Annotated in this window: 15 protein-coding genes; 5 read left to right on the forward strand and 10 right to left on the reverse strand. The window is 47.5% G+C overall.

The annotated features are described in order from the left end of the window. Positions 1-63: 63 nt before the first annotated feature. Positions 64-2,439, reverse strand: coding sequence for an endonuclease MutS2 (locus tag BLV33_RS12200; protein ID WP_090791480.1), 2,376 nt, complete (start codon positions 2,437-2,439; stop codon positions 64-66). 228 nt (positions 2,440-2,667) lie between these two features. On the opposite strand from BLV33_RS12200, the gene BLV33_RS12205 reads away from it, so the two are divergent. Together BLV33_RS12205 and BLV33_RS12210 are read left to right on the forward strand one after the other, a co-directional pair. Then, complete coding sequence (locus BLV33_RS12205; RefSeq protein ID WP_090791482.1) at positions 2,668-3,039, forward strand: phage holin family protein; 372 nt, start codon at positions 2,668-2,670, stop codon at positions 3,037-3,039. Between the two features lie 173 nt (positions 3,040-3,212). Further along, entirely contained in the window at positions 3,213-3,653 is a 441-nt protein-coding gene (locus tag BLV33_RS12210) for a cupredoxin domain-containing protein (protein WP_090791484.1), read from the forward strand. A gap of 67 nt (positions 3,654-3,720) precedes the next feature. On the opposite strand, the gene BLV33_RS12215 is transcribed toward BLV33_RS12210, so the two are convergent. From BLV33_RS12215 to pheS, 4 genes are all read right to left on the reverse strand, one after another. Then, positions 3,721-4,269, reverse strand: a complete 549-nt coding sequence (locus tag BLV33_RS12215; protein WP_090798890.1) for a CvpA family protein — start codon at positions 4,267-4,269, stop codon at positions 3,721-3,723. A 12-nt stretch (positions 4,270-4,281) separates the two neighbouring features. Next, complete coding sequence (gene zapA / locus BLV33_RS12220; RefSeq protein WP_090791486.1) at positions 4,282-5,037, reverse strand: cell division protein ZapA; 756 nt, start codon at positions 5,035-5,037, stop codon at positions 4,282-4,284. Positions 5,038-5,134: 97 nt separating this feature from the next. Next, entirely contained in the window at positions 5,135-7,591 is a 2,457-nt protein-coding gene (gene pheT, locus BLV33_RS12225) for a phenylalanine--tRNA ligase subunit beta (protein ID WP_090791488.1), read from the reverse strand. A gap of 120 nt (positions 7,592-7,711) precedes the next feature. Beyond that, positions 7,712-8,746, reverse strand: coding sequence for a phenylalanine--tRNA ligase subunit alpha (gene pheS, locus BLV33_RS12230; protein WP_090791492.1), 1,035 nt, complete (start codon positions 8,744-8,746; stop codon positions 7,712-7,714). A 456-nt stretch (positions 8,747-9,202) separates the two neighbouring features. Here pheS and BLV33_RS12235 point away from each other — a divergent pair, with 456 nt between their 5' ends. Together BLV33_RS12235 and BLV33_RS12240 are read left to right on the forward strand one after the other, a co-directional pair. Next, on the forward strand, positions 9,203-10,024 hold the full coding sequence (locus BLV33_RS12235) for a stalk domain-containing protein (RefSeq protein WP_090791495.1): 822 nt from the start codon (positions 9,203-9,205) through the stop codon (positions 10,022-10,024). A gap of 160 nt (positions 10,025-10,184) precedes the next feature. Beyond that, positions 10,185-10,715 carry a DJ-1/PfpI family protein gene (locus BLV33_RS12240; protein ID WP_090791499.1) on the forward strand — a complete coding sequence of 177 codons (531 nt, stop codon included), beginning with the start codon at positions 10,185-10,187 and terminating at the stop codon, positions 10,713-10,715. Positions 10,716-10,762: 47 nt separating this feature from the next. Here BLV33_RS12240 and BLV33_RS12245 read toward each other — a convergent pair whose 3' ends face one another. Then, positions 10,763-11,161, reverse strand: a complete 399-nt coding sequence (locus tag BLV33_RS12245; RefSeq protein WP_090791503.1) for a hypothetical protein — start codon at positions 11,159-11,161, stop codon at positions 10,763-10,765. Between the two features lie 20 nt (positions 11,162-11,181). Then, on the reverse strand, positions 11,182-12,399 hold the full coding sequence (locus BLV33_RS12250; protein WP_090791506.1) for an MDR family MFS transporter: 1,218 nt from the start codon (positions 12,397-12,399) through the stop codon (positions 11,182-11,184). 246 nt (positions 12,400-12,645) lie between these two features. Here BLV33_RS12250 and BLV33_RS12255 point away from each other — a divergent pair, with 246 nt between their 5' ends. Next, entirely contained in the window at positions 12,646-13,041 is a 396-nt protein-coding gene (locus BLV33_RS12255) for a (deoxy)nucleoside triphosphate pyrophosphohydrolase (protein WP_090791510.1), read from the forward strand. On the opposite strand, the gene BLV33_RS12260 is transcribed toward BLV33_RS12255, so the two are convergent. The 3 genes from BLV33_RS12260 to BLV33_RS12270 form a co-directional block, all read right to left on the reverse strand. Beyond that, complete coding sequence (locus tag BLV33_RS12260) at positions 13,038-16,229, reverse strand: DUF3427 domain-containing protein (RefSeq protein WP_090791513.1); 3,192 nt, start codon at positions 16,227-16,229, stop codon at positions 13,038-13,040. The two genes, BLV33_RS12255 and BLV33_RS12260, sit on opposite strands and share 4 nt — an antisense overlap. Before the next feature lie 149 nt (positions 16,230-16,378). Further along, positions 16,379-17,317, reverse strand: coding sequence for a ribokinase (rbsK, locus tag BLV33_RS12265; RefSeq protein ID WP_139305732.1), 939 nt, complete (start codon positions 17,315-17,317; stop codon positions 16,379-16,381). A 140-nt stretch (positions 17,318-17,457) separates the two neighbouring features. Next, positions 17,458-19,308 carry an ABC transporter ATP-binding protein gene (locus BLV33_RS12270; protein ID WP_253187232.1) on the reverse strand — a complete coding sequence of 617 codons (1,851 nt, stop codon included), beginning with the start codon at positions 19,306-19,308 and terminating at the stop codon, positions 17,458-17,460. Between the last annotated feature and the right edge of the window lie 10 nt (positions 19,309-19,318).

The following is a 19,318-nucleotide window of genomic DNA, read 5'->3' on the forward strand; positions in this document are numbered from 1 at the left end:
TACACTCATACATACGCATCACATAAAATAGGGTTTCAAAATTAAATGTAATTTTTTTTCTGATTAAGCAAGCTCCACGACAGTCACACCGTTGCCGCCCTCGTTATAATTGCCCATGCGGTAGTTCTTGACGTGCTTATGGCGGCGCAAATATTCCTGCATCCCGGTTCGCAGCACACCCGTTCCCTTGCCATGGATCAGATACACCTGGCCCAGGTTGGAGAGAAAGGACTCATCGAGAAAGCGGTCCGCTTCAATTAAAGCTTCCTCAAGGTTCATGCCGCGCATATCCAGCTCAGTGCGAATGTTATCGTCACGGGAACGCTTCACGATCGTGGCTGTTTGCATCTGCGGTTTTTTAGCCGCTGCGGCGGCGCCCAGCTTCTCCAAGTCCGCCAAGCGGACTTTCATCTTCATGATGCCGAGCTGCACCAAGGCGTCCGTGTCGCTCGCCATCTCGACCACGTGGCCCTTCTGGCCGAGGCTCACGACCCGGACCTCGTCGCCCGGCTCGATGGTCTCCGCCCGCTTCCGGGCGGCCGACTTCGCATCGGCGGCGCGCTTCGTGCGCAGCTCCGGCGCGGCCTGCTCGAGCCGCCGCTTCGCGTCAATGAGCCGGTGCTCCTTGACCCCGCCCGCTTCCTCCAAGGCCATGCGCCGCAGCTCGGCGATGACCTCGTCGGCCTCGCGCCGCGCCTTCGCGACCGCCTCGCGCGCTTCGCGCTCGGCCTTCTCGAGCAGCTTATCGCGCTGCTCCTCGAAGCGGCTCTGCTGCGCCTCCAGCTTGGCGCGCAGCTCATCCGCCTCGCGGCGCGCCTCTTCCGCGCTGAGCCGCTCGGCTTCCGCGACGCGGCGGTTCTCCTCGAGCGACGCGATCATCGAGTCGACGCGCACGTCCTCCTCGGCCACCTGGCCGCGTGCGTGCTCGATGATCGAGCGCGACAGCCCGAGCCGCTCGGCAATGGCAAAGGCGTTGCTGCGCCCGGGGACGCCCACAAGCAGGCGGTAGGTCGGGCTCAGCGTCTGCACGTCAAACTCCATGCTGGCGTTGATCGTTCCCGGTTTCTGGTACGCATACGCTTTAAGCTCCGGATAATGCGTTGTAGCGACCATGCGGCAGCCCATACGATGCATATAATCTAAGATGGATATTGCAAGTGCCGAGCCTTCGGCTGGATCCGTACCCGCTCCTAGCTCATCAAGAAGCACCAGACTCTTAGGTGTCATATCACGTAATATGTTAATAATATTCGTCATGTGGCTGGAAAAAGTACTTAAGTTCTGTTCGATACTTTGCTCATCACCGATATCTGCAAAAATCGCATCGAACACGCAAAGCTGGCTGGCTTCTTCTGCTGGGACAAATAGACCGGACATGGCCATAAGGCTCAACAGGCCAACCGTCTTAAGCGAGACGGTTTTACCTCCCGTATTTGGTCCGGTTACAATGATAGCGGAATACTGGTTCCCAAGCTCAAGATCAAGCGGCACCACTGAGTCCGCAGCGATTAACGGATGGCGGCCGCGCTTGATTTTAATAAAACCACGGTCATTGAGCCGCGGCAGCGTCGCTTTCATGTCTCTAGCCAAACCCGCTTTGGCAAAGGTGAAGTCGAGCAAGGCAAGCATCTCCACGTCTGATAACAGCATATCCGCGTGTTCAGCAACCAGCTCGGTTAGCGCACGCAGAATTTTCTCGACTTCTACTTCTTCCTTAAGCTTCAATTCTCTTAGTTTATTGTTCAGCTGTACAACAGCTTCGGGCTCAATAAAAAGTGTCGCACCCGACGCCGATTGATCATGGATCATCCCGCCGAAGCTCGATCGGTACTCCTGTTTGACCGGGATCACATAACGATCATTGCGGATGGTGATGAGTACATCCTGCAGCATTTTTTGCGAAGATGGATTGCGGATGATTTGCTCCAAACGCTCACGCACCCTCGCTTCCCCGTTTCTGAGCTCACTGCGGACTCGGCCAAGCTCCGGACTGGCACTGTCCATCACGGCCGCATTCTCGTCGATGCAGCTGTTGATCCGATCCTCAACCGCCTTGTTTTCAGTCAGCAGCTCGGATTGCTCTTTGAGCATAGGAACCGCATATTCTTCGTGGACTGCCGCTATAAAACGCTTCAGCCGGCGTGAGCCGAACATCGTTGTGGATATATCCAGCAGCTCGGCCGGATTCAGCATACCGCCAATGCTTGACCGATGAAGGGCCGACCGAATATCGCGTATTCCGCCAAAAGGCGCATTTCCTTTCAGCCGCTCTACGTTGACCGCTTCATCGGTCGCTTGAAGCCTTAATTTGACTTGCTCAAAATCGCCAAGCGGATCCAAATTCTCTGCGGCTTGCTTGCCTAGAGAAGTTTCTGCCTGGCTGCTTAATCTATGTAAAATTTTTTCGAATTCCAAGGTTTTCAAGATTTTTGCATTCAATGCTGGTTCCACCCCCTCCCTATTATTATAACCAAACCCTAGCTGATTAGCTACGGAACAGACGGTTATAGCTAATCAGCCCAACTAATTAGCTACGGAAAAAACGGTTATGGCTAATCCTTCCTGCCATAATTGGCCGTCAAATGGTTACACTATTTTCGTACCTATCTTTTAGCAATAGACAATTTTTAACCTATCCAGATTAACACCGGGAAGGAGGTACGAGCGATGCATGTTCTCGGACATTTGATCAGGTTTATTGTATCCGCTTTGGTTTTAATGATCGTCAGTTGGCTGGTTCCCGGCTTTAGTGTAGGAGGCTTCTGGAGCGCTATCCTTCTGGCATTAGTCATAGCGGTAGCCTCTTGGATCATCGAAGGCATCTTTGGCAAAAGAATCTCTCCCTTCGGAAGAGGAATTGTGGGCTTCCTGGTCAGCGCACTTGTGATTTATATTGCCCAGTTTATTGTCTCAGGTGTTGCCACAAGCATGATCGGGGCTATTTTAGCCGCATTGGTGATCGGGATTATCGATCTGTTCATCCCTATGACCACTCCGTTCGAAGTCGGGACTTCCAGGCGGAAGAGTAAAATCGACTAAATCCGATTGACTTGCACCTTAAGATCGGTCTGCTGCGGATCTCCGCCGGATCGTTCTTTTTTATTTCACAAAGCCTTCACCAAATGGACACCGACGTGCGTGAAAATTTTACATTAATTGAGGTAATATAATGGATAGATCAAATTATTATTTCATTTTATAGGAGGGAAATCATGAAAAAAATTGTTGCAATCCTTTTTGGGTTGACCCTTATTTTTGCCTTAGCCGCATGTGGCAGCAAGCCGGATGCCAGCGCATCAAAAACACCGGCCTCAACATCCGCAGCTACCTCGACACCAGCAGCATCTGCAGGAGCGTCTGCATCTGCATCACCGGCAGCTGGCGGAGCCGCTCAAGCCATAAACCTTACAGCTACCAACTTCAAGTTCGATCAAGCAGAATATAAAGTGAAAAAGGGCCAGCCTGTAACTATTAGTCTTAAAGAGGGAGAAGGCATGCATGGAGCAGCCATTAGTGAATTTAAAGTCAATTTGAAAAAAGACGGTGACACCGCAACCTTCACTCCGGATAAAGCTGGAACTTACACCATCCAATGTTCAATCATGTGCGGCGCAGGCCACGCTAATATGAAATCTACCCTGATTGTGGAATAATAAATTTCCTGATAACCAAAAAAGCTGCCTGTCCTCTTCATCGCAGAAGGGGCTGGCAGCTTTTTATCTATAAAGGGATGCCCTGCTTCCAAAGCTCATGAAGCTTTCCGGCGAATGAAGGAAGATGATCAATCAAGTAAGGGGCGAACACGGAGCCGGATAAAAGCTTCTGCACGCCATCGGAGGGAATAATCGTCATCACATTGACAGAGATGATGATCAGGAGCAAAGCTTCTGCAATACCCAGCAGTGCGCCGCTCCAGCGATTTACAAAATTAATGCCAGGGGCTTTGGCAATAAAATGGAGCAGTCTTCCTATAACCGAAAGGGAGAGTTTAACTCCGAAAAACAAGAGGGCAAACGCGAGAGCATTATAGATATAAGTATCCAGATGCAGGATTTTGACGGCAAACTCGTATTTTTGGTAGTTTGACGAGGCAGGTAGTGCAAATGTGCGCTGCAGCACAGGGGCAAAATCGCGATAAAACTTGAAGGCCACGATGTAAGCAATGAAAAAACCGGCCAGGGATACAATTTGGGCGATTAAACCGCGCCAAAATCCCACAATCAGTCCGCCAGCGGCCAATGCCAGCATGATAAAATCCAGCGTGTTCATCTTCACGTTTCGTTACTTCTCCGGACTGTCGATTTCGGCCAGTTCGATCCATTCGTTATATTCGTTTTTCAGCTTTCCATACTCTTCTTGAAGCGCTCTGTACTCCGACTCCACCTTGGCAAGCTCCTGCTGCAGCACTTCATCCTGACTGCCGCCCTGTCGGAAAAGCTCTTCCTTTTCTCTGCGGTGACGTTCAAGCAGCTCTTCTTTTTCAGCCAGAAACTGCTCACGCAGCTGATTCATTTGCTCCTGCGCCGAAAGTCCAAGCTCCCTTTCCTTCTCCGTTTGCAGAAAAAGACCGGATATTTGTTCGGATAACAGCTCGTTTTGCTCGGTAATCTTCACCATGTCCTGATACACCACATCCACCTTATCGGCATGCTCCTGCATCTGCTTCAGGTTTGATTCATGCTCCCGCTTCAGTTCTTCATGGCTTTGCAGCAGGTTGTTGTAGCTCATCAGCAAATCATCATGGTTCATCTGCAATTTGTCATACTTCGCTTGCGAATTTGTAGAATCTTGCTGACCTTTGCTCAGCTCCTCGATCCTTTCTTTCAAGCGTAAATTCTCATCCGCCATATTTACCGAAGCGAGGACGGCTATACGCTGCGAATCCAGGCGCGGAAAGGTTTTGGCAATGCGAAACATTTGATCATTGACCAACTCAGCCACACTTTTCATGTAGGCAGAGCTTGTAGTGGCCATCAGTTTATAGGAATTTCCATATATATCCACAGTAATTCTCGTTTTTTCCTCAGGGCTGGTCATGAAAAATTCCTCCTTCACGTTTGCAATGAATAGGCTGGCTCTACCGATTAGTTCGATATGACCAGCCCCTTTTCCTGCTGTGGAGCCATGGGTTTGTTTATTTTCTTAACTCCGCTTCAAACCGTTCTTCCAAAGCCTGAACCACTTTTCCATGCAGCTCTGTTACCTCTTCATCCAGCAGCGTGCGATCCGGGTGACGATAGAGCAGTGCGAACGCAACACTCTTCTTGCTGGCACCTAGACGTTCTCCGGTGTAAATATCAAAAACCTGCAAAGATTCCAGCAGATCTCCGGCAATCTTCGCAATCACATCCTGCATGTGGTCGACGGCTGCGGATTGATCCACTACAACAGCAAGATCCCGTCCAATTGCAGGGAATCTTGGCAGCAGCTTATACGCAATGGAAGCGTTGGCCGCCGCCAGGATAGGCGCAAGCTCGACTTCGAGTGCATACGTGTCGTCCAGATCACGGCGCTGCTGAAGCGCAGGATGAAGCTGTCCGATGGTTCCAATCCGTTTGCGGCCCTTACCGGTATCCAAGAAAAGCTCAGCCGTTCTACCCGGATGGAAGCCATCGGTCTGTGCAGCATTATAAGTTAGGCCTTCAATGCCCAGATAGGACGTCAAGCGCTCAAATATTCCTTTTACATCGTAGAAATCCACACTCTCGGCTTTCAATGCCCAATGCGCTTGACGGCGTTTGCCTGTCAGCACAATGGCAAGCAGCAGCTTTTCCTCCGGCAGTTGGTTAAGTGACTCTTCCTCGGTCACGAACACCTTGCCGATTTCAAAAATCGCTACATCGTCCATGTTCCGATTGCGGTTGTAGCTTACCACATCCAGCAGATGCGGCAGCAGGCTGGTGCGCAGTGTACTGCGCTCCTCGCTCATGGGCATAGCGAGAGCGATAGGTTTCGCTGAGGGATAGAGCCCGGCGAAATCCGAGGTTTGGCCGGGCTGCGTGAAAGCATACGTGATGACTTCATGCAGCCCGCTTTGTGTGAGCAGAGCCCGCACCGCGCGGCGAATCGCTTGCTCTTTGGTCAGCGAGCCGGGCGTCGTCACCCCGCTCATCAAGGTCGTCGGGATATTGTCGTAGCCGAAGAGTCGAGCGACCTCTTCGATCAAATCGACATCCCGGGTAATGTCGCCGCGGCGGCTTGGCACATGCACACGCAGCGAGCTTTCAGGCGCAGGATCGTAGGCGAAATGCAGACGATCGAGTGTTTCCCGAACCTGGGCGAGCGTCAGCTCTGTGCCCAGGTAGGCGTTGACCCTGGTGAGCGAAAGGTTGATGCTCACGGGCTCCTGCTCGGAGGCAACGGCCTCGACGATGCCGGAAGCCACTTGGCCGCCGGCATACTCGGCCATGAGTGCCGCTGCGCGGTTTAATGCCGGAAGCACTGCTTCCGGGTTCACTTCCTTCTCGAAGCGCAGACTCGCTTCAGAGCGAAGACCGAGCTGGCGCGAGGTTTTGCGCACGGAGCTGCCGGCGAAGCGGGCGGATTCGAGCAAAATCCGCGTTGTGCCGCCGCTGACCTCAGAGTTCGCGCCGCCCATGACCCCGGCAAGGCCGACAGGCTTGGAGCCGTCCGTGATGAGCAGCATATGCGGCTCCAGCGTGCGCTCCACATCGTCCAGCGTGACCAGCGTCTCGCCGGGCTTGGCGAGACGCACCTCGATGTGACCGCCCTGCAGCCGGTCTGCATCGAACGCGTGCAGCGGCTGCCCGTACTCGAGCATCACGAAATTCGTGATGTCGACGATGTTATTGATGGGGCGGATGCCTGCAGCCATCAGGCGATTTTGCATCCACAGCGGCGCGGGGCCGATGTGCACGCCCTCGATGAGGCGAGCTGCGTAGCGCGAGCACTGCTCAGCGGCAGCGATGCTGACGCTGATGCGGTCCGCGGCGCGCGTGGCGCCGGCTGTGTCGGCGGATTGGAGCGCGGCTTCCGCATCAGGAAGCTGCACGCTGCGGCCGAGGATCGCCGCGATCTCGTAAGCCACGCCGAGCATGCTGAGGGCATCGGAGCGATTCGGCGTCAGGTCGAGCTCGAGCACCTGGTCGTCGATGGCCAGCACCTCGAGGATCGAGCTGCCGATCTCGGTTTGTTCCGGAAGCACGAGGATACCTTCCTGGATTTCTTTGGGCAGCAATTTGTCATTGAGCCCCAGCTCCTTGGCGGAACAAATCATCCCTTGGGATTCCAAACCGCGCAGCTTGGCGCGCTTGATCTCTAATCCTCCGGGAAGCTGAGCGCCTACCAGCGCCACAGGTACTTTTTGGCCTGCCGCTACATTCTTGGCTCCGCATACGATCTGCAGATCTTCGCCTTGTCCGGCGTCCACGATGCATACGTTGAGCTTATCCGCGTCCGGATGCTTTTCACAGGACTTCACATACCCTGTGACAACGTTTGAAACCCCTTTGTTGCGATTTTCTACAACATCGACTTCAATTCCGCTGCGGGTCAGCATTTCTGCCAATTGTTCCGCCGTATGACCTGTTACGTCCACATATTCCGATAACCATTTATAGGATACTTTCATTGTTGTCCCTCCTAAGTGTTTTGCTTTAGCAAAACTGACTTCGTAAGCATAATCTTGAGTTTTGCTTTAGCAAAACTGACTTCGTAAGCATAATCTTGAGTTTTGCTTTGCACTCCCTACCTACAAACGCACAAACTGCTTCAAGAAACGCAGGTCGTTAGTGTAAAAATGGCGAATGTCCTCGATGCCATACTTCAGCATGGCAATTCGTTCCACGCCCATGCCAAAGGCAAAACCGGAATACTCCATAGGGTCATACCCGCCCATTTCCAAAACACGCGGATGAACCATCCCCGCTCCGAGAATTTCCAGCCAGCCGCTTTGCTTGCACGTTCTGCAGCCTTGACCGCCACACATGGCGCAGCTCACATCGACCTCGACACTCGGCTCCGTGAACGGGAAAAAACTGGGGCGCAAACGAATTCGGGTCTGATTCCCGTACATCTCCTGGACGAATTGCAGCAAAGTTCCTTTGAGGTCACTCATGCGAATGTTGCGATCTATGACGAGACCCTCGATTTGGGTGAACATATGGGAGTGGGTTGCATCATCATCATCGCGGCGATAAACCTTGCCAGGGCAAATGATTTTGATCGGAACTTCGCCTTGACGCTTTTCCATAGTTCTAACTTGTACAGGAGATGTTTGCGTCCGCATGAGAATCTCTTCCGTAATATAGAACGAATCCTGCATGTCGCGTGCAGGGTGATCTTTTGGTAAATTGAGCGCCTCGAAGTTGTAATAATCCTGCTCGACTTCCGGGCCTTCCGCAACGGTATAGCCCATCCCAATAAAAATATCCTCAATCTCCTGAATGATTTTATTAAGTGGATGCACCGCACCTTGTGTAGAAGGTCGGCCTGGCAAGGTGACGTCTATTCTTTCAGAACGTAGACGATTCTCGGTCTCCTCCGCTTGATAAGCCGCTTGCTTCTCATCTATTACGCTCTCAATGGCCGCACGAACATCATTTGCCACTTGTCCGATTAAAGGACGCTCTTCGGCGCTTAAAGCTCCCATTCCGCGGAGCACCTCGGTGAGCGGCCCCTTTTTGCCCAAATATTTGATTCGCAGATCGTTAAGCTCTTGTTGGCTTTGAACCTGATTAAGCTCCTGCAGAGCTTCCAGCTTGAGCGCTTCTAAACGTTCTTTCATCTTATTCCCTCCTGGTTAAAATCTACTTTTCCACTGCTTTATTTGGAGTTCCAACCCTTATATGCACGCAAAAAAGGCCTCTTCTCCCGGTAAGGGACGAAAAAGCCGTGGTACCACCCTTGTTAGATCCTGCAATCGAATCTCACTTCATTGAACATAACGGATCTTGTGTCCGGTTCCCTCTACTGAAGCCTGCCGGTTATGGCTGCTTGTTCAAAGGACTGCTCGGGAGCGAACTTCGGCAGCCTATTCTTTGGGGTCGCTCTCAATCTGCGGCTTCCCCTCCCTGTAAAGAGGCACTGCTTACTCTTCTCCGTCCACGCATTTGCTTGCTATGTAATTATCCATAATTATATGCAAGTTACGCAAGGGATGCAAGTATAGTGAAACAAATTGGCTGTTACCGCGTCTATAGGGTAAGTAAATATTTTCCAATTCGAGCGGAGGTCTTCATTTATGAAAAAATTTATTGCCGGTTTATCCATTGGGGTTTTGATCTCATTATCAAGCGCTGCTTTTGCCGCGGATTCCATCCAGGCTTTGCTGTTTCCAGCCAAATTTGAGTTTAACGGAAAAGCTGTTGATCCCGGGGAAGAATATACAGTCCTCAATTATCAGGGCCATGCCTATGTGCCCATTCGTTTTATAGCTGAGCAGATCGGCGCAACCGTCGGTTATGAAGCAGAAACAAGGCAGATTTTTGTGAAAAATGAAGCCTTGACTGTGACCGATCCTGATTACTCAACTGTTTCCGTTGGCAATTTAATCCTCGTTAAAGAAGGCTCGAATACCAAAGTGACGGGGCAAATAAGAATAGCGGGTACTGGAATAAACGAAAATATGATCGGTGCGAGTCTCACCTTTTACAATGATAAATCTGAAAAAATCGGAGAAGTTCCCCTGCTCGGCTCTAAATTTGGGGAATCCCTTCAGCAGTTTGAAGCGGTAGGAACAGGTGATTTCAGGAAATATGCCCGTGTAAATCTTCATATAGAAGCCGCAAATTATAGAATGGTTGGAAAAAGTCCCGCTCCGTATCCTTACATCTCCAAAGAGGCTGCCTTCCTGGAGGCAAAAAGAATGGCTCCAACTGCTGATGAAGGCTGGACAGCGGAGCTGATTATGGTCCATAACTTTGAGTATTCCTTGCCGGGAAATCGAGCCATTTGGAGAGTATCCTTAACTCATCGGCCTTATGGCAATATGATGATTGTGTATTTAGACGCCGTTACAGGCAAGCAGTTGGCCCTTACCGAAACGGAACCGCCAGGTATTTGAGTTAATTTTGCGAACGGTTATTCCACTTGTTATGGATCGAAAACGTGAACAATCACAAAAATTTACCATAGTGTTTACAGTCTCTCTTGAAGGGTAATAAAAGATAGCGGCCTGACAACTAGGCACATACTTTTATATAATCCGAAAGGTAGTGGACGATATGGCAGAACAACCGAAAAAAGTAGCTTTTTTGTTGGCGAATGATTTTATAGATGCCGAAATGAGTAATACGTATGATGCCATTACCAAAAATGGCAATGAAGCGGTTATTATCAGTCTTGGTAAACGCGAAAATCTAACTGGCACAAATGGAATGAAGTTTACCTCTCACTTGTCTGTAGACGAAGCAGTTGCGGACGATTATGATGCTGTGATCATACCTGGAGGCAAGTCGCCATCACATCTCATCGATAACGAGAAGATCCTTAATTTGGTTCGGAAAATGGATAAAGCAGGCAGCACGATCGCCGCTATAAGCCACGGGCCTGAATTACTTATCAAAGGCAGGCTGGTTGAAGCGCGAAGCCTGACAGCTCATTCAGATCTGACTTCTGACATTGAAAAAGCAGGGGGCCGATTCGTCGATAAATCGGTGGTTGTTGACAAAAACCTGATCACCTCGCGCTCAACTGAGGATGTCCCTTTCTTTATCGAGGCAATCATCAACAAGCTCGGCGTTTCCGCTTATTGAACAACTCAAAAAAGCCACCCCGGAGAGATGACTTTCCAGGTGCATTTCTACACTTGTTTTCGCCTTGAGTTCTTAATCCATACAATAGCTTCCACCAATAAACCTGCCACGAACCCAATTACAACGGCTTCACCGAATACAAGTAAACTGATTAAGTCTTGCCAGCCTGTCAGGTCCTTGGTCACATAGATGAACATCAGCATTAAGCCGAGGACCAGTGCAATCGTGGTAATCAGCCATACCCAGCGGGCGCCGAGCCATCCGAAACCGTTCACCACAAGAGACAAAATAAACGCCAACATCACAAAACGCAGGGCAATCGCCGAATCAAAGGTTTGACCCAACACAACGAATCGGTTAATCTCCAGCAGCACCGTTAAGAGCAGCCAATAAGTAAATGTCCAAATCAGCCACTTTTCACTTTTTCGAGCAGGAATTCTATTCACCTTCGCTTCACCCCATCCAGTTAAACGGCTCTAAGCTTACCCCGGTCATAAATCAGAAAGCATATCAGCCCCATACAACAAATCAGCATGAGTACAATAACCAGTACATGGAAGTTGTAATTTTCAAAAAGCAGCCCGCCTACCAAGGGTCCTATCATTCTGCCAAATGTGGAAAATCCGTTGACCATACCTTGATATATCCCATTTTTCCCTGGAGGTGCGAGCTCGGATGCCGCTGTTGGAACTACCGGCCAAAGGAAAATTTCTCCGCAAGTAATCACCATCATGCCGATCATAAAGCCTGCATAAGATGAGCTTAAGTTTAGGGTCACCAGACAAATCATAAAAAATATGACACCTGTCACCATCTGGGATTTTAACGTGGATAAAGTGCGCCGGGTTAATAATGCGATAAGCGGGGATCCGATCAGAATGAGAACACCATTAATCGTCCATAAAAGGCTGTATGATGAGATCGACAACCCCAATTGCTTCATGTAAGTCGGAATGATAACCGTCCATTGTACGTAAATCACCAAGCAGAACATAAAACCGAAGCAAAGAATCATCAAGGAAGGGAATGTGCTTTTGGCCAAATAAATAGGGGCTCCATTTGATTGAACAGCCGTCGCAGCGGTTTCATCGGAAGATTCCAGTAACGTATCTCTCGCTTGCTTCGATATGCCAATGGCAATAATGATAAAAAAGATCACAAAGGCCAGGGCATTTACAATAAATACAACGGAAAAAGAGGTTTTTTGAGCGACAATACCGCCCATCGCCGAGCCTAGGGCTACCCCAAGATTTTGAGAAATGTACAGAAGATTAAACCCTTTTCGGCCTCCTTCCGGCCAGATTCCCTTAACGAGCGCATAAAGCGCAGGGAAATAAATACCGTTACTGAAGCCAAGAAGCGCCATTATTATAATATATGGAATCCATTCCCGAAATGACGCTAAACCCAAAAGACACAAGCAGGACATGAAGGTCCCTATGAGAACCGTGATTTTCCCGCCAATCCGATCATGAAGATAACCGCCAAGAAGGCTTCCCAGAACACCGGATCCTGCATAACCCATTAATACTAATGCCGATATGGAAATGGACCGTCCCAGCTCTTGAGTCATATAGATCGTATTCAAAGGCCAAAGAAAGGAGGAGCCCGTAGAGCTTATCACCGCTGCGATCGCCAAAATCCACATTTCCTTGGGATAAGCCAACTTCCATTTGCTAAACATGATGTAGTGCCTTCTCTCCTATTGGGTAAACCCGCTTTTTCATTGTGTGCTAGCCAAGAAAAGGTTGTCAAGAGAATATTACAGATAAAAACAGCCCAAGCAGCATTTCGCCTGAGCTGATATTATGAGAGAGATTAGCTTCATATTTTTCTGCATTCAATCACATAAGATTATTTTAGTTACTAATCCGTGTACATCTTTTTATATTAAGTTATACTAATCCTAAACAATTTAAGGAGCTTCTGAATGAAAAAAGTAGACGTTGTTGGCGCTGTTATATTAAACGAAAAAAACGAAGTGCTATGTGCACTTCGCTCTCAAAAGATGTCTTTGCCTGGATTGTGGGAATTCCCGGGAGGTAAGATCGAAGAAAATGAAACACCTGAAACATGCCTCATTCGAGAGATCAAGGAAGAGTTAAACTGTACCATTGAGGTGGGAGAGCTCGTGGCAGATGCAACTCATGAATACCCAACAATAATAGTAAGGTTGATTACATATCTCTCTCGAGTCGTAGAGGGGACACCAACCGCAAATGAACATGAGAAACTCATCTGGTTACCAATGAATTCATTACATACATTGGAATGGGCACCCGCCGATCTACCAACAATTGAAGCACTCAAGCGTACTATTCTCTAGCGAACTAGGTCCGAATATAACGAATCAGGAATAGGATTAACCAGCTTCCAACGAATATTCATTGGCTTATCTCCGTGGCTGCTCACATAATTAATTTCACCTAAATAAGTAAAAGGTAAAACAGCACCATGCATTTCTGAAAATTTCCGAATAAATAGATGAATGTGAATGCCTTTTTCTTTATGAAAAATATATTCTTGCCCTCTCCCAGATTCGTGAGAGGTATCATTTTGACTTTGCCAATGAAAATGCTGCTGATCTTCAAAATAATCATGATAGAGCAAATGATCAGCAACTTTTTCACCTTTATTCAGGTTAATGAATAATAAATAGTGTTCTCCAACCCTGCTTACCCCTTCACGCCACGAACCCTCTTTTGCCTCAGATTCAAACAAATAAATAAGATCATTCCTTGTATAATTCTGATACAAAACAACACTTTTTTCTGCCGAAAAGAACACATTCGGTCGATATATCCTCCTAAATTCGGCTAATCCATACTCGATTCGATCTTTTATGTAAGATTTGAATGATCCATCCAGGAACATAAACTTAGCTTCATCTGAAATAACAAAGATACCTTCTTTATATTGACCCCAGTTCCAATCGTGTTTACTGATAGAGGTTGCAAGTTTTTGCATCCCTTTTTCAATTTTTCCTTTATGAGCATCTACTGAAATTGGAATTGCAAAACGGTATATTAAATCTGAAACTACATCATCGACCGATACTCGATCTTTTTGCAGCATAATCGATATTATGGAGCACTCGTACGGCCATTTAATTGGCATCAAACTCTCGAGACGTTGAATCATTTGTAGCTTCCGTGCATCTAACAAAACTTCTTCATCAAACTCGTTCAAATCACTCATTTTACGCTTAGTCTCAATCCATGACCCATACTTGTTTATGAAGAAATGAAAGCTAGGTGCACCCTCAAAATATAAGAAATCATTAATCTCAGGAGAGCGACCAATCTCTTTCTTGAATTGATTATATAAGTCCATCAAGAGTAAATTACGGTCCATCCTAAGACTCTCGATTTTATTTAAAATTTGTTGTCTGGACACCTCTTCCAGATCAACAAAACATCCATCGGGTAAGTCCGCAAATTCTGTTTCAATAGCAATTCTAAGAGAATCCCGATCAAAAGCTTTATGATTGTGTTGCCCAGTAAGTGCGAGGGGAACTATAAACGATTTATGATAATTACCAATAAAATCTAGAACAGTAACAAATGCTTTTCCTGGAACTTTTCGTAAACCACGTCCGAGTTGTTGGATGAATATAGTCGCAGATTCAGTTGGTCTTAAGAATAAAACTACATTCAGCTTCGGAATATCCACGCCTTCATTAAAAATATTAACCGTAAAAATAATCTGCAAGGGATCTGAATCATCTTCCAATCTCGAGATAAGCTCCTGTCTTCTTTCTGGTTTATCATCCCCAGTAAGACAACCTGTCACAAACCCCCGCTTGTTAAATTCCTCAGACATATACTTAGCGTGATTAATCGAGGCGCAAAAGCATAGAGCCCTCATGATGCTTCCATCGTACCCAAACTTATGAATCATTTGGATAATATAATCGACCCGTTCATGTGTATTCAAGGCACGAACCAGTTCATCCTCAACAAATTGACCATTATTTTGAGTTTCGACTTCGGTATAGTCCACAGTAGGATCACTTAACCCAAAATAGCGAAAAGGAGTTAGCAATTTTTCACGCAATGCTTCTCTCAAACGAATTTCATAAACTACATTATTATCACATATTGTCAATACATCTCTCCCATCCATACGATCAGGAGTGGCTGTTAGTCCTAATAGAAATTTCGGGTTAAAATAATCAATGACTTTTCTATACGTGGAAGCTTCAGCATGGTGAAACTCGTCTACAACGATATAATCAAAATAATCCGTGGGATAACTACTCAACACTTCATCCCGCGACAGGGTCTGAATCGTGCTGAATAAATAAGGCTTATCTCCTTCTTTTGAAATCCCTGTCAGCTTTCCGCTTTCCAGTCCGCTGCCAAATACATTCTCAAAAGTCTTTTTTGAGCTTTCCAGAATTTCATCCCGATGTGCTAAAAACAACATTCGCTTAGCATCAAAATCTCTCACATCAAACGCCGACAAATACGTCTTTCCTGTTCCAGTGGCGGCAATTACAACACCTTTTTTATGACCATTCATTCGAGTTTGCTTCAATGCATCTAGAGCATTTTGCTGCATTTGATTCGGTTCGATAGGCTTCGTTTCCGTCTGCGCATTGTCTTCCTCCAACTCAGCAAAATCCGCGTGTTGAGTAATAACAAATGGATTCACTTGCATGACCAGCTTTTTGTTATATTCTTTCTCGTATTCTTCAATAAAAGCTTCAGTAAGAGGAACGGCTTTCTCATCTTCCCAATGTTTTTGAAAGGATTGAGATGCCTTCTCATAAATCGAATTTTTCTCAATACCTGGTAGCTTCACATTCCATTCATAACCCGTTTGCAAAGCGGAATATGACAAATTTGAAGAACCTATAATAGCTGTATGTAATCCAGAGAACCTTTCAAATAAATATGCTTTGGTATGAAAAGATACCTTTCCCGAATCAAAAACTCTAACCTCCACATTTGTGATTTCTAATAATCTCCGAAGTGCTTTTGGTTCAGTGATTTTTAAATAGGTTGAAGTTAAAATTCTTAATCTCTTTGTTTCATCAGTTTTGCGGAAATCATCAATACTTCGAATTAATAATTGCAAACCAGACCAGCGGATGAAACTTACCATGAAATTGGCTTGCTCTGCCGTTTGTAGCTCATATTTTAATGCTTTGAATAGATTAAAAGGATCACTCTCAGCGTTTGTTAACAAATATGGATTCGATAGGAAAAATTCTGGATAAAACGGAAGTGGTTTGTCGTCATTGCGATAATGAATCGCCTTAAGAGGCATTTGCAGCTCATTTTCTTCTACTTGCTTAACCAATTTTCTAAGCTCGCTCGTTAACTCAAGAATCTGGGCATATTGGTCTTTCTCGGCCAGTTGTCGATAAGCTTCATTTATTTCTTTCATAAGTTGCTGAGACAAGGCACTGTTGTATTGTTGAGGGAGCAAAGAAAACGTATGTTGGTTATTTGGATATGTTTTGTTTTTATGTACAATTTCCTCGAAAACACCTTTATGTTCGCTCATTATTAGCCTCCGTGGTTTGGTGTTCTCAAAAAAGCAGATCAGGTAGTAATTTTCAAAAAGATTATATCATACATATTTGCTGCCTGTACCAAAGACTCGGCAAAAAAAAGACAGCCCGCCAAAAGACGGACTATCCGAACTGTCTACTTTTATACGATCTCCGAGAGATAAGGGATTCCACTTTGCGCGCCTAATCGCGTTACGGCTATGGATGAGGCATGCTGCGCCATGTCGACGGCTTCGTCGATAGTTTTGCCTGCAATGATCATCGCGGCCAGCGTCCCTGAGAACGTATCCCCGGCAGCGGTTGTATCCACAGTCTCGACTTTGCGGCCTTCCTTGTACACGTTATCGGTCCCGTTAAAATAGACAAGTCCCCTCTCGCCAAGCGTAACCAGCGGATAACGAATTCCTTTGGCACGTAAAATGTTTAGGGCGTTAAAAGCATCATCGATGCTTTTAACATCTACCTCCGTATATAGTCGGCACTCAATTTCATTCGGGGTAAAATAGTCCACTCCCTGCAAAATGGCATCTTCGATTGGAACCGCAGGGGCTGGATTGAGGAAAATAGGCACTTTTCCTTTCACCAAATGAATCGCTTCATATACAGTTTCAATTGGAATCTCCAGCTGCAGCATGATCGCCTTGGCAGAGAGAAGCTCCTCTCTATAGCTTTGTATATATGCGGGAGTTACTTTATTGTTGGCGCCGCCGTCAAGAATAATGCTATTGTTTCCTTCGCATACCGTGATCGCGGCAATTCCTGTATTGACCCCTGGCTCGACCTTGATCAAATCTGTGTGCACGCCGAATCCCGCAAGACTGTCCATCAGGGATTGACCGAAGATATCGTCCCCCACTTTTGCCAAAAACCACGTATCCGCACCCATCTTGGCACAAGCGACGGCTTGATTGGCTCCCTTGCCTCCAGCCGACAGGAAGAAACCATTGCCCCTAATCGTCTCGCCCATTTCCGGAATACGGCTTGTTTGCACGACCATGTCCATATTTGCGCTGCCTATCACGATGATTTTCATAGCTCGGTCACTCGAATATCGCGAAAGTTGGTTTGATTGAATTGCCAATTAAAAATGCCACCCACCAGCTTTTTATAACTAAAATTTTTGATTGTCCGTGAAAAAGTGCTTGAACTCTGAATAAGGGCCATTGCATTACCTCGCTAACTTTTCTGTGGAGCATAAACCGAACAAGATACAGGAGTCTGTCACGCCACCGACTCTTCGGAGAATTGGCTGTTGTACATCTCGGCATACAAGCCTCCAGCTGCCAACAACTCCTCATGCGTTCCTTGTTGAACGACACTGCCATGCATCATGACGAGAATCAGATCTGCATCCCTGATGGTGGATAATCGGTGCGCGATAACGAAGTTCGTTCGTCCCAGCATAAGCTTGTGCATCGCTTGCTGAATGTAGATTTCCGTCCGAGTGTCAACACTGCTGGTCGCTTCATCGAGAATAAGAATCGCCGGATCAGCCAATATAGCGCGCGCGATAGTCAGAAGCTGCTTTTGACCCTGCGAAATGTTCGACGCCTCCTCATTCAACACCGTGTCATACCCCTCAGGCAATGTGCGGATGAAGTGGTCGGCCTGTGCAGCTTGCGCGGCTTCGATGATCTCTGCTTCTGATGCTCCCATTCGGCCGTAACCGATGTTATCGCGGATCGTGCCGTTGAACAGCCACGTATCCTGAAGCACCATACCGAACAGGTTTCGCAGCTGCCCCCGCTTCAGGTCCGTAATGTTCTTACCGTCGATCGTAATCGCTCCATCCTTGATCTCGTAGAATCGCATCAACAAGTTGACTAGCGTTGTTTTGCCAGCGCCAGTCGGACCGACGATGGCAATCGTTTGCCCCTGCTTCACGTCGATGTTCATGTTCTCGATCAAAGTCACATCTTCCTTATAACCGAAGCTGACTTTCTCGAAACGAACATCGCCGCGAGGTTTTTCCAAGACCGTTCCGCCCACAGCGTCCGGTATCTCCTCTTGCTCGTCAAGAATCTCAAACACGCGCTCTGCGGAAGCCAGCGTGGACTGAATGATGTTGGCGATATTCGCGGTCTGGACAATCGGCATCGAGAATTGGCGCGCATATTGAATGAACGCTTGCATATCACCGATTGCGATCGATCTATTCGTTACCAGCAGCCCGCCGACAACACAGATAAGCACATAGCCGATGTTATTGATTACCATCATCAGCGGCATCATCACACCACTGATGAACTGCGCTCGCCAGCCCGATTCGTACAACCGATCGTTAACGTCATCGAACTTACCTACGGACTTCCGTTCATATCCAAAGGCTTTGACAATTTTATGCCCCGTGTACATTTCTTCAACATGGCCATTAAGCTCGCCCAGAGCCTTCTGCTGCCCCATAAAATGAGTCTGCGAACGGGATGCGATCGCTTTGATGACGAGAAAGCTCAGCGGCAGCGTCAACACTAATATTAAGGTTAGCAGGGGACTAATTGTCAGCATCATGACGATGATCCCGATTATGGTAATCACGGAGGTAATGACCTGGGTCAAGCTTTGCTGCAATGTCCCTGCGATGTTGTCCATATCGTTCACGGTACGGCTCATAATATCTCCATGCGCTTGCGAATCAAAATACTTAAGGGGTAGACGCGTGAGCTTTTCGTTGACATCCTTTCGAAGCCCATACACTGTCTTTTGCGCGACTCCTGCCATCAAATACTGTTGGACATAGGAGAATAATGAACTGAGCACATACAATCCGATCAGGATGAAAATGATGTTCGAAATATACGTGAAATCGATCCCGGCTCCTGGTACGCCTTTCATCTTCGCCATCAAGCCTTCAAAAAGCTTGGTCGTGGCCTTTCCCATAATCTTCGGGCTCAAAATGCTGAACGTGGTGCTGAGTACCGCCATAAAAAGTACGGTGACCAATTGCGTTCTATAAGGCTTCAAGTAGCTCAGCAGCCTGCGAAATGTTTTTTTGACATTCTTGGCTTTTTGTCCCGGCATGCCCATCGGCATTCCAAAGCCGCCTCCCATGGGGCCTCGACCGGGTCCACCCATGAAGCCTCGA

This window comes from Paenibacillus sp. GP183, from assembly GCF_900104695.1.
In the GTDB taxonomy this organism is placed as follows: Bacteria; Bacillota; Bacilli; order Paenibacillales; family NBRC-103111; genus Paenibacillus_AI.

Coding starts and splice junctions, on each gene's coding strand:
- BLV33_RS12205 (WP_090791482.1), top strand. CDS start 2,668: ATGCATGTTCTCGGACATTTGATCAGGTTTATTGTATCCGCTTTGGTT.
- BLV33_RS12210 (WP_090791484.1), top strand. CDS start 3,213: ATGAAAAAAATTGTTGCAATCCTTTTTGGGTTGACCCTTATTTTTGCC.
- BLV33_RS12215 (WP_090798890.1), bottom strand. CDS start 4,269: ATGAACACGCTGGATTTTATCATGCTGGCATTGGCCGCTGGCGGACTG.
- zapA (WP_090791486.1), bottom strand. CDS start 5,037: ATGACCAGCCCTGAGGAAAAAACGAGAATTACTGTGGATATATATGGA.
- pheT (WP_090791488.1), bottom strand. CDS start 7,591: ATGAAAGTATCCTATAAATGGTTATCGGAATATGTGGACGTAACAGGT.
- pheS (WP_090791492.1), bottom strand. CDS start 8,746: ATGAAAGAACGTTTAGAAGCGCTCAAGCTGGAAGCTCTGCAGGAGCTT.
- BLV33_RS12235 (WP_090791495.1), top strand. CDS start 9,203: ATGAAAAAATTTATTGCCGGTTTATCCATTGGGGTTTTGATCTCATTA.
- BLV33_RS12240 (WP_090791499.1), top strand. CDS start 10,185: ATGGCAGAACAACCGAAAAAAGTAGCTTTTTTGTTGGCGAATGATTTT.
- BLV33_RS12250 (WP_090791506.1), bottom strand. CDS start 12,399: ATGTTTAGCAAATGGAAGTTGGCTTATCCCAAGGAAATGTGGATTTTG.
- BLV33_RS12255 (WP_090791510.1), top strand. CDS start 12,646: ATGAAAAAAGTAGACGTTGTTGGCGCTGTTATATTAAACGAAAAAAAC.
- BLV33_RS12260 (WP_090791513.1), bottom strand. CDS start 16,229: ATGAGCGAACATAAAGGTGTTTTCGAGGAAATTGTACATAAAAACAAA.
- BLV33_RS12270 (WP_253187232.1), bottom strand. CDS start 19,308: ATGGGTGGACCCGGTCGAGGCCCCATGGGAGGCGGCTTTGGAATGCCG.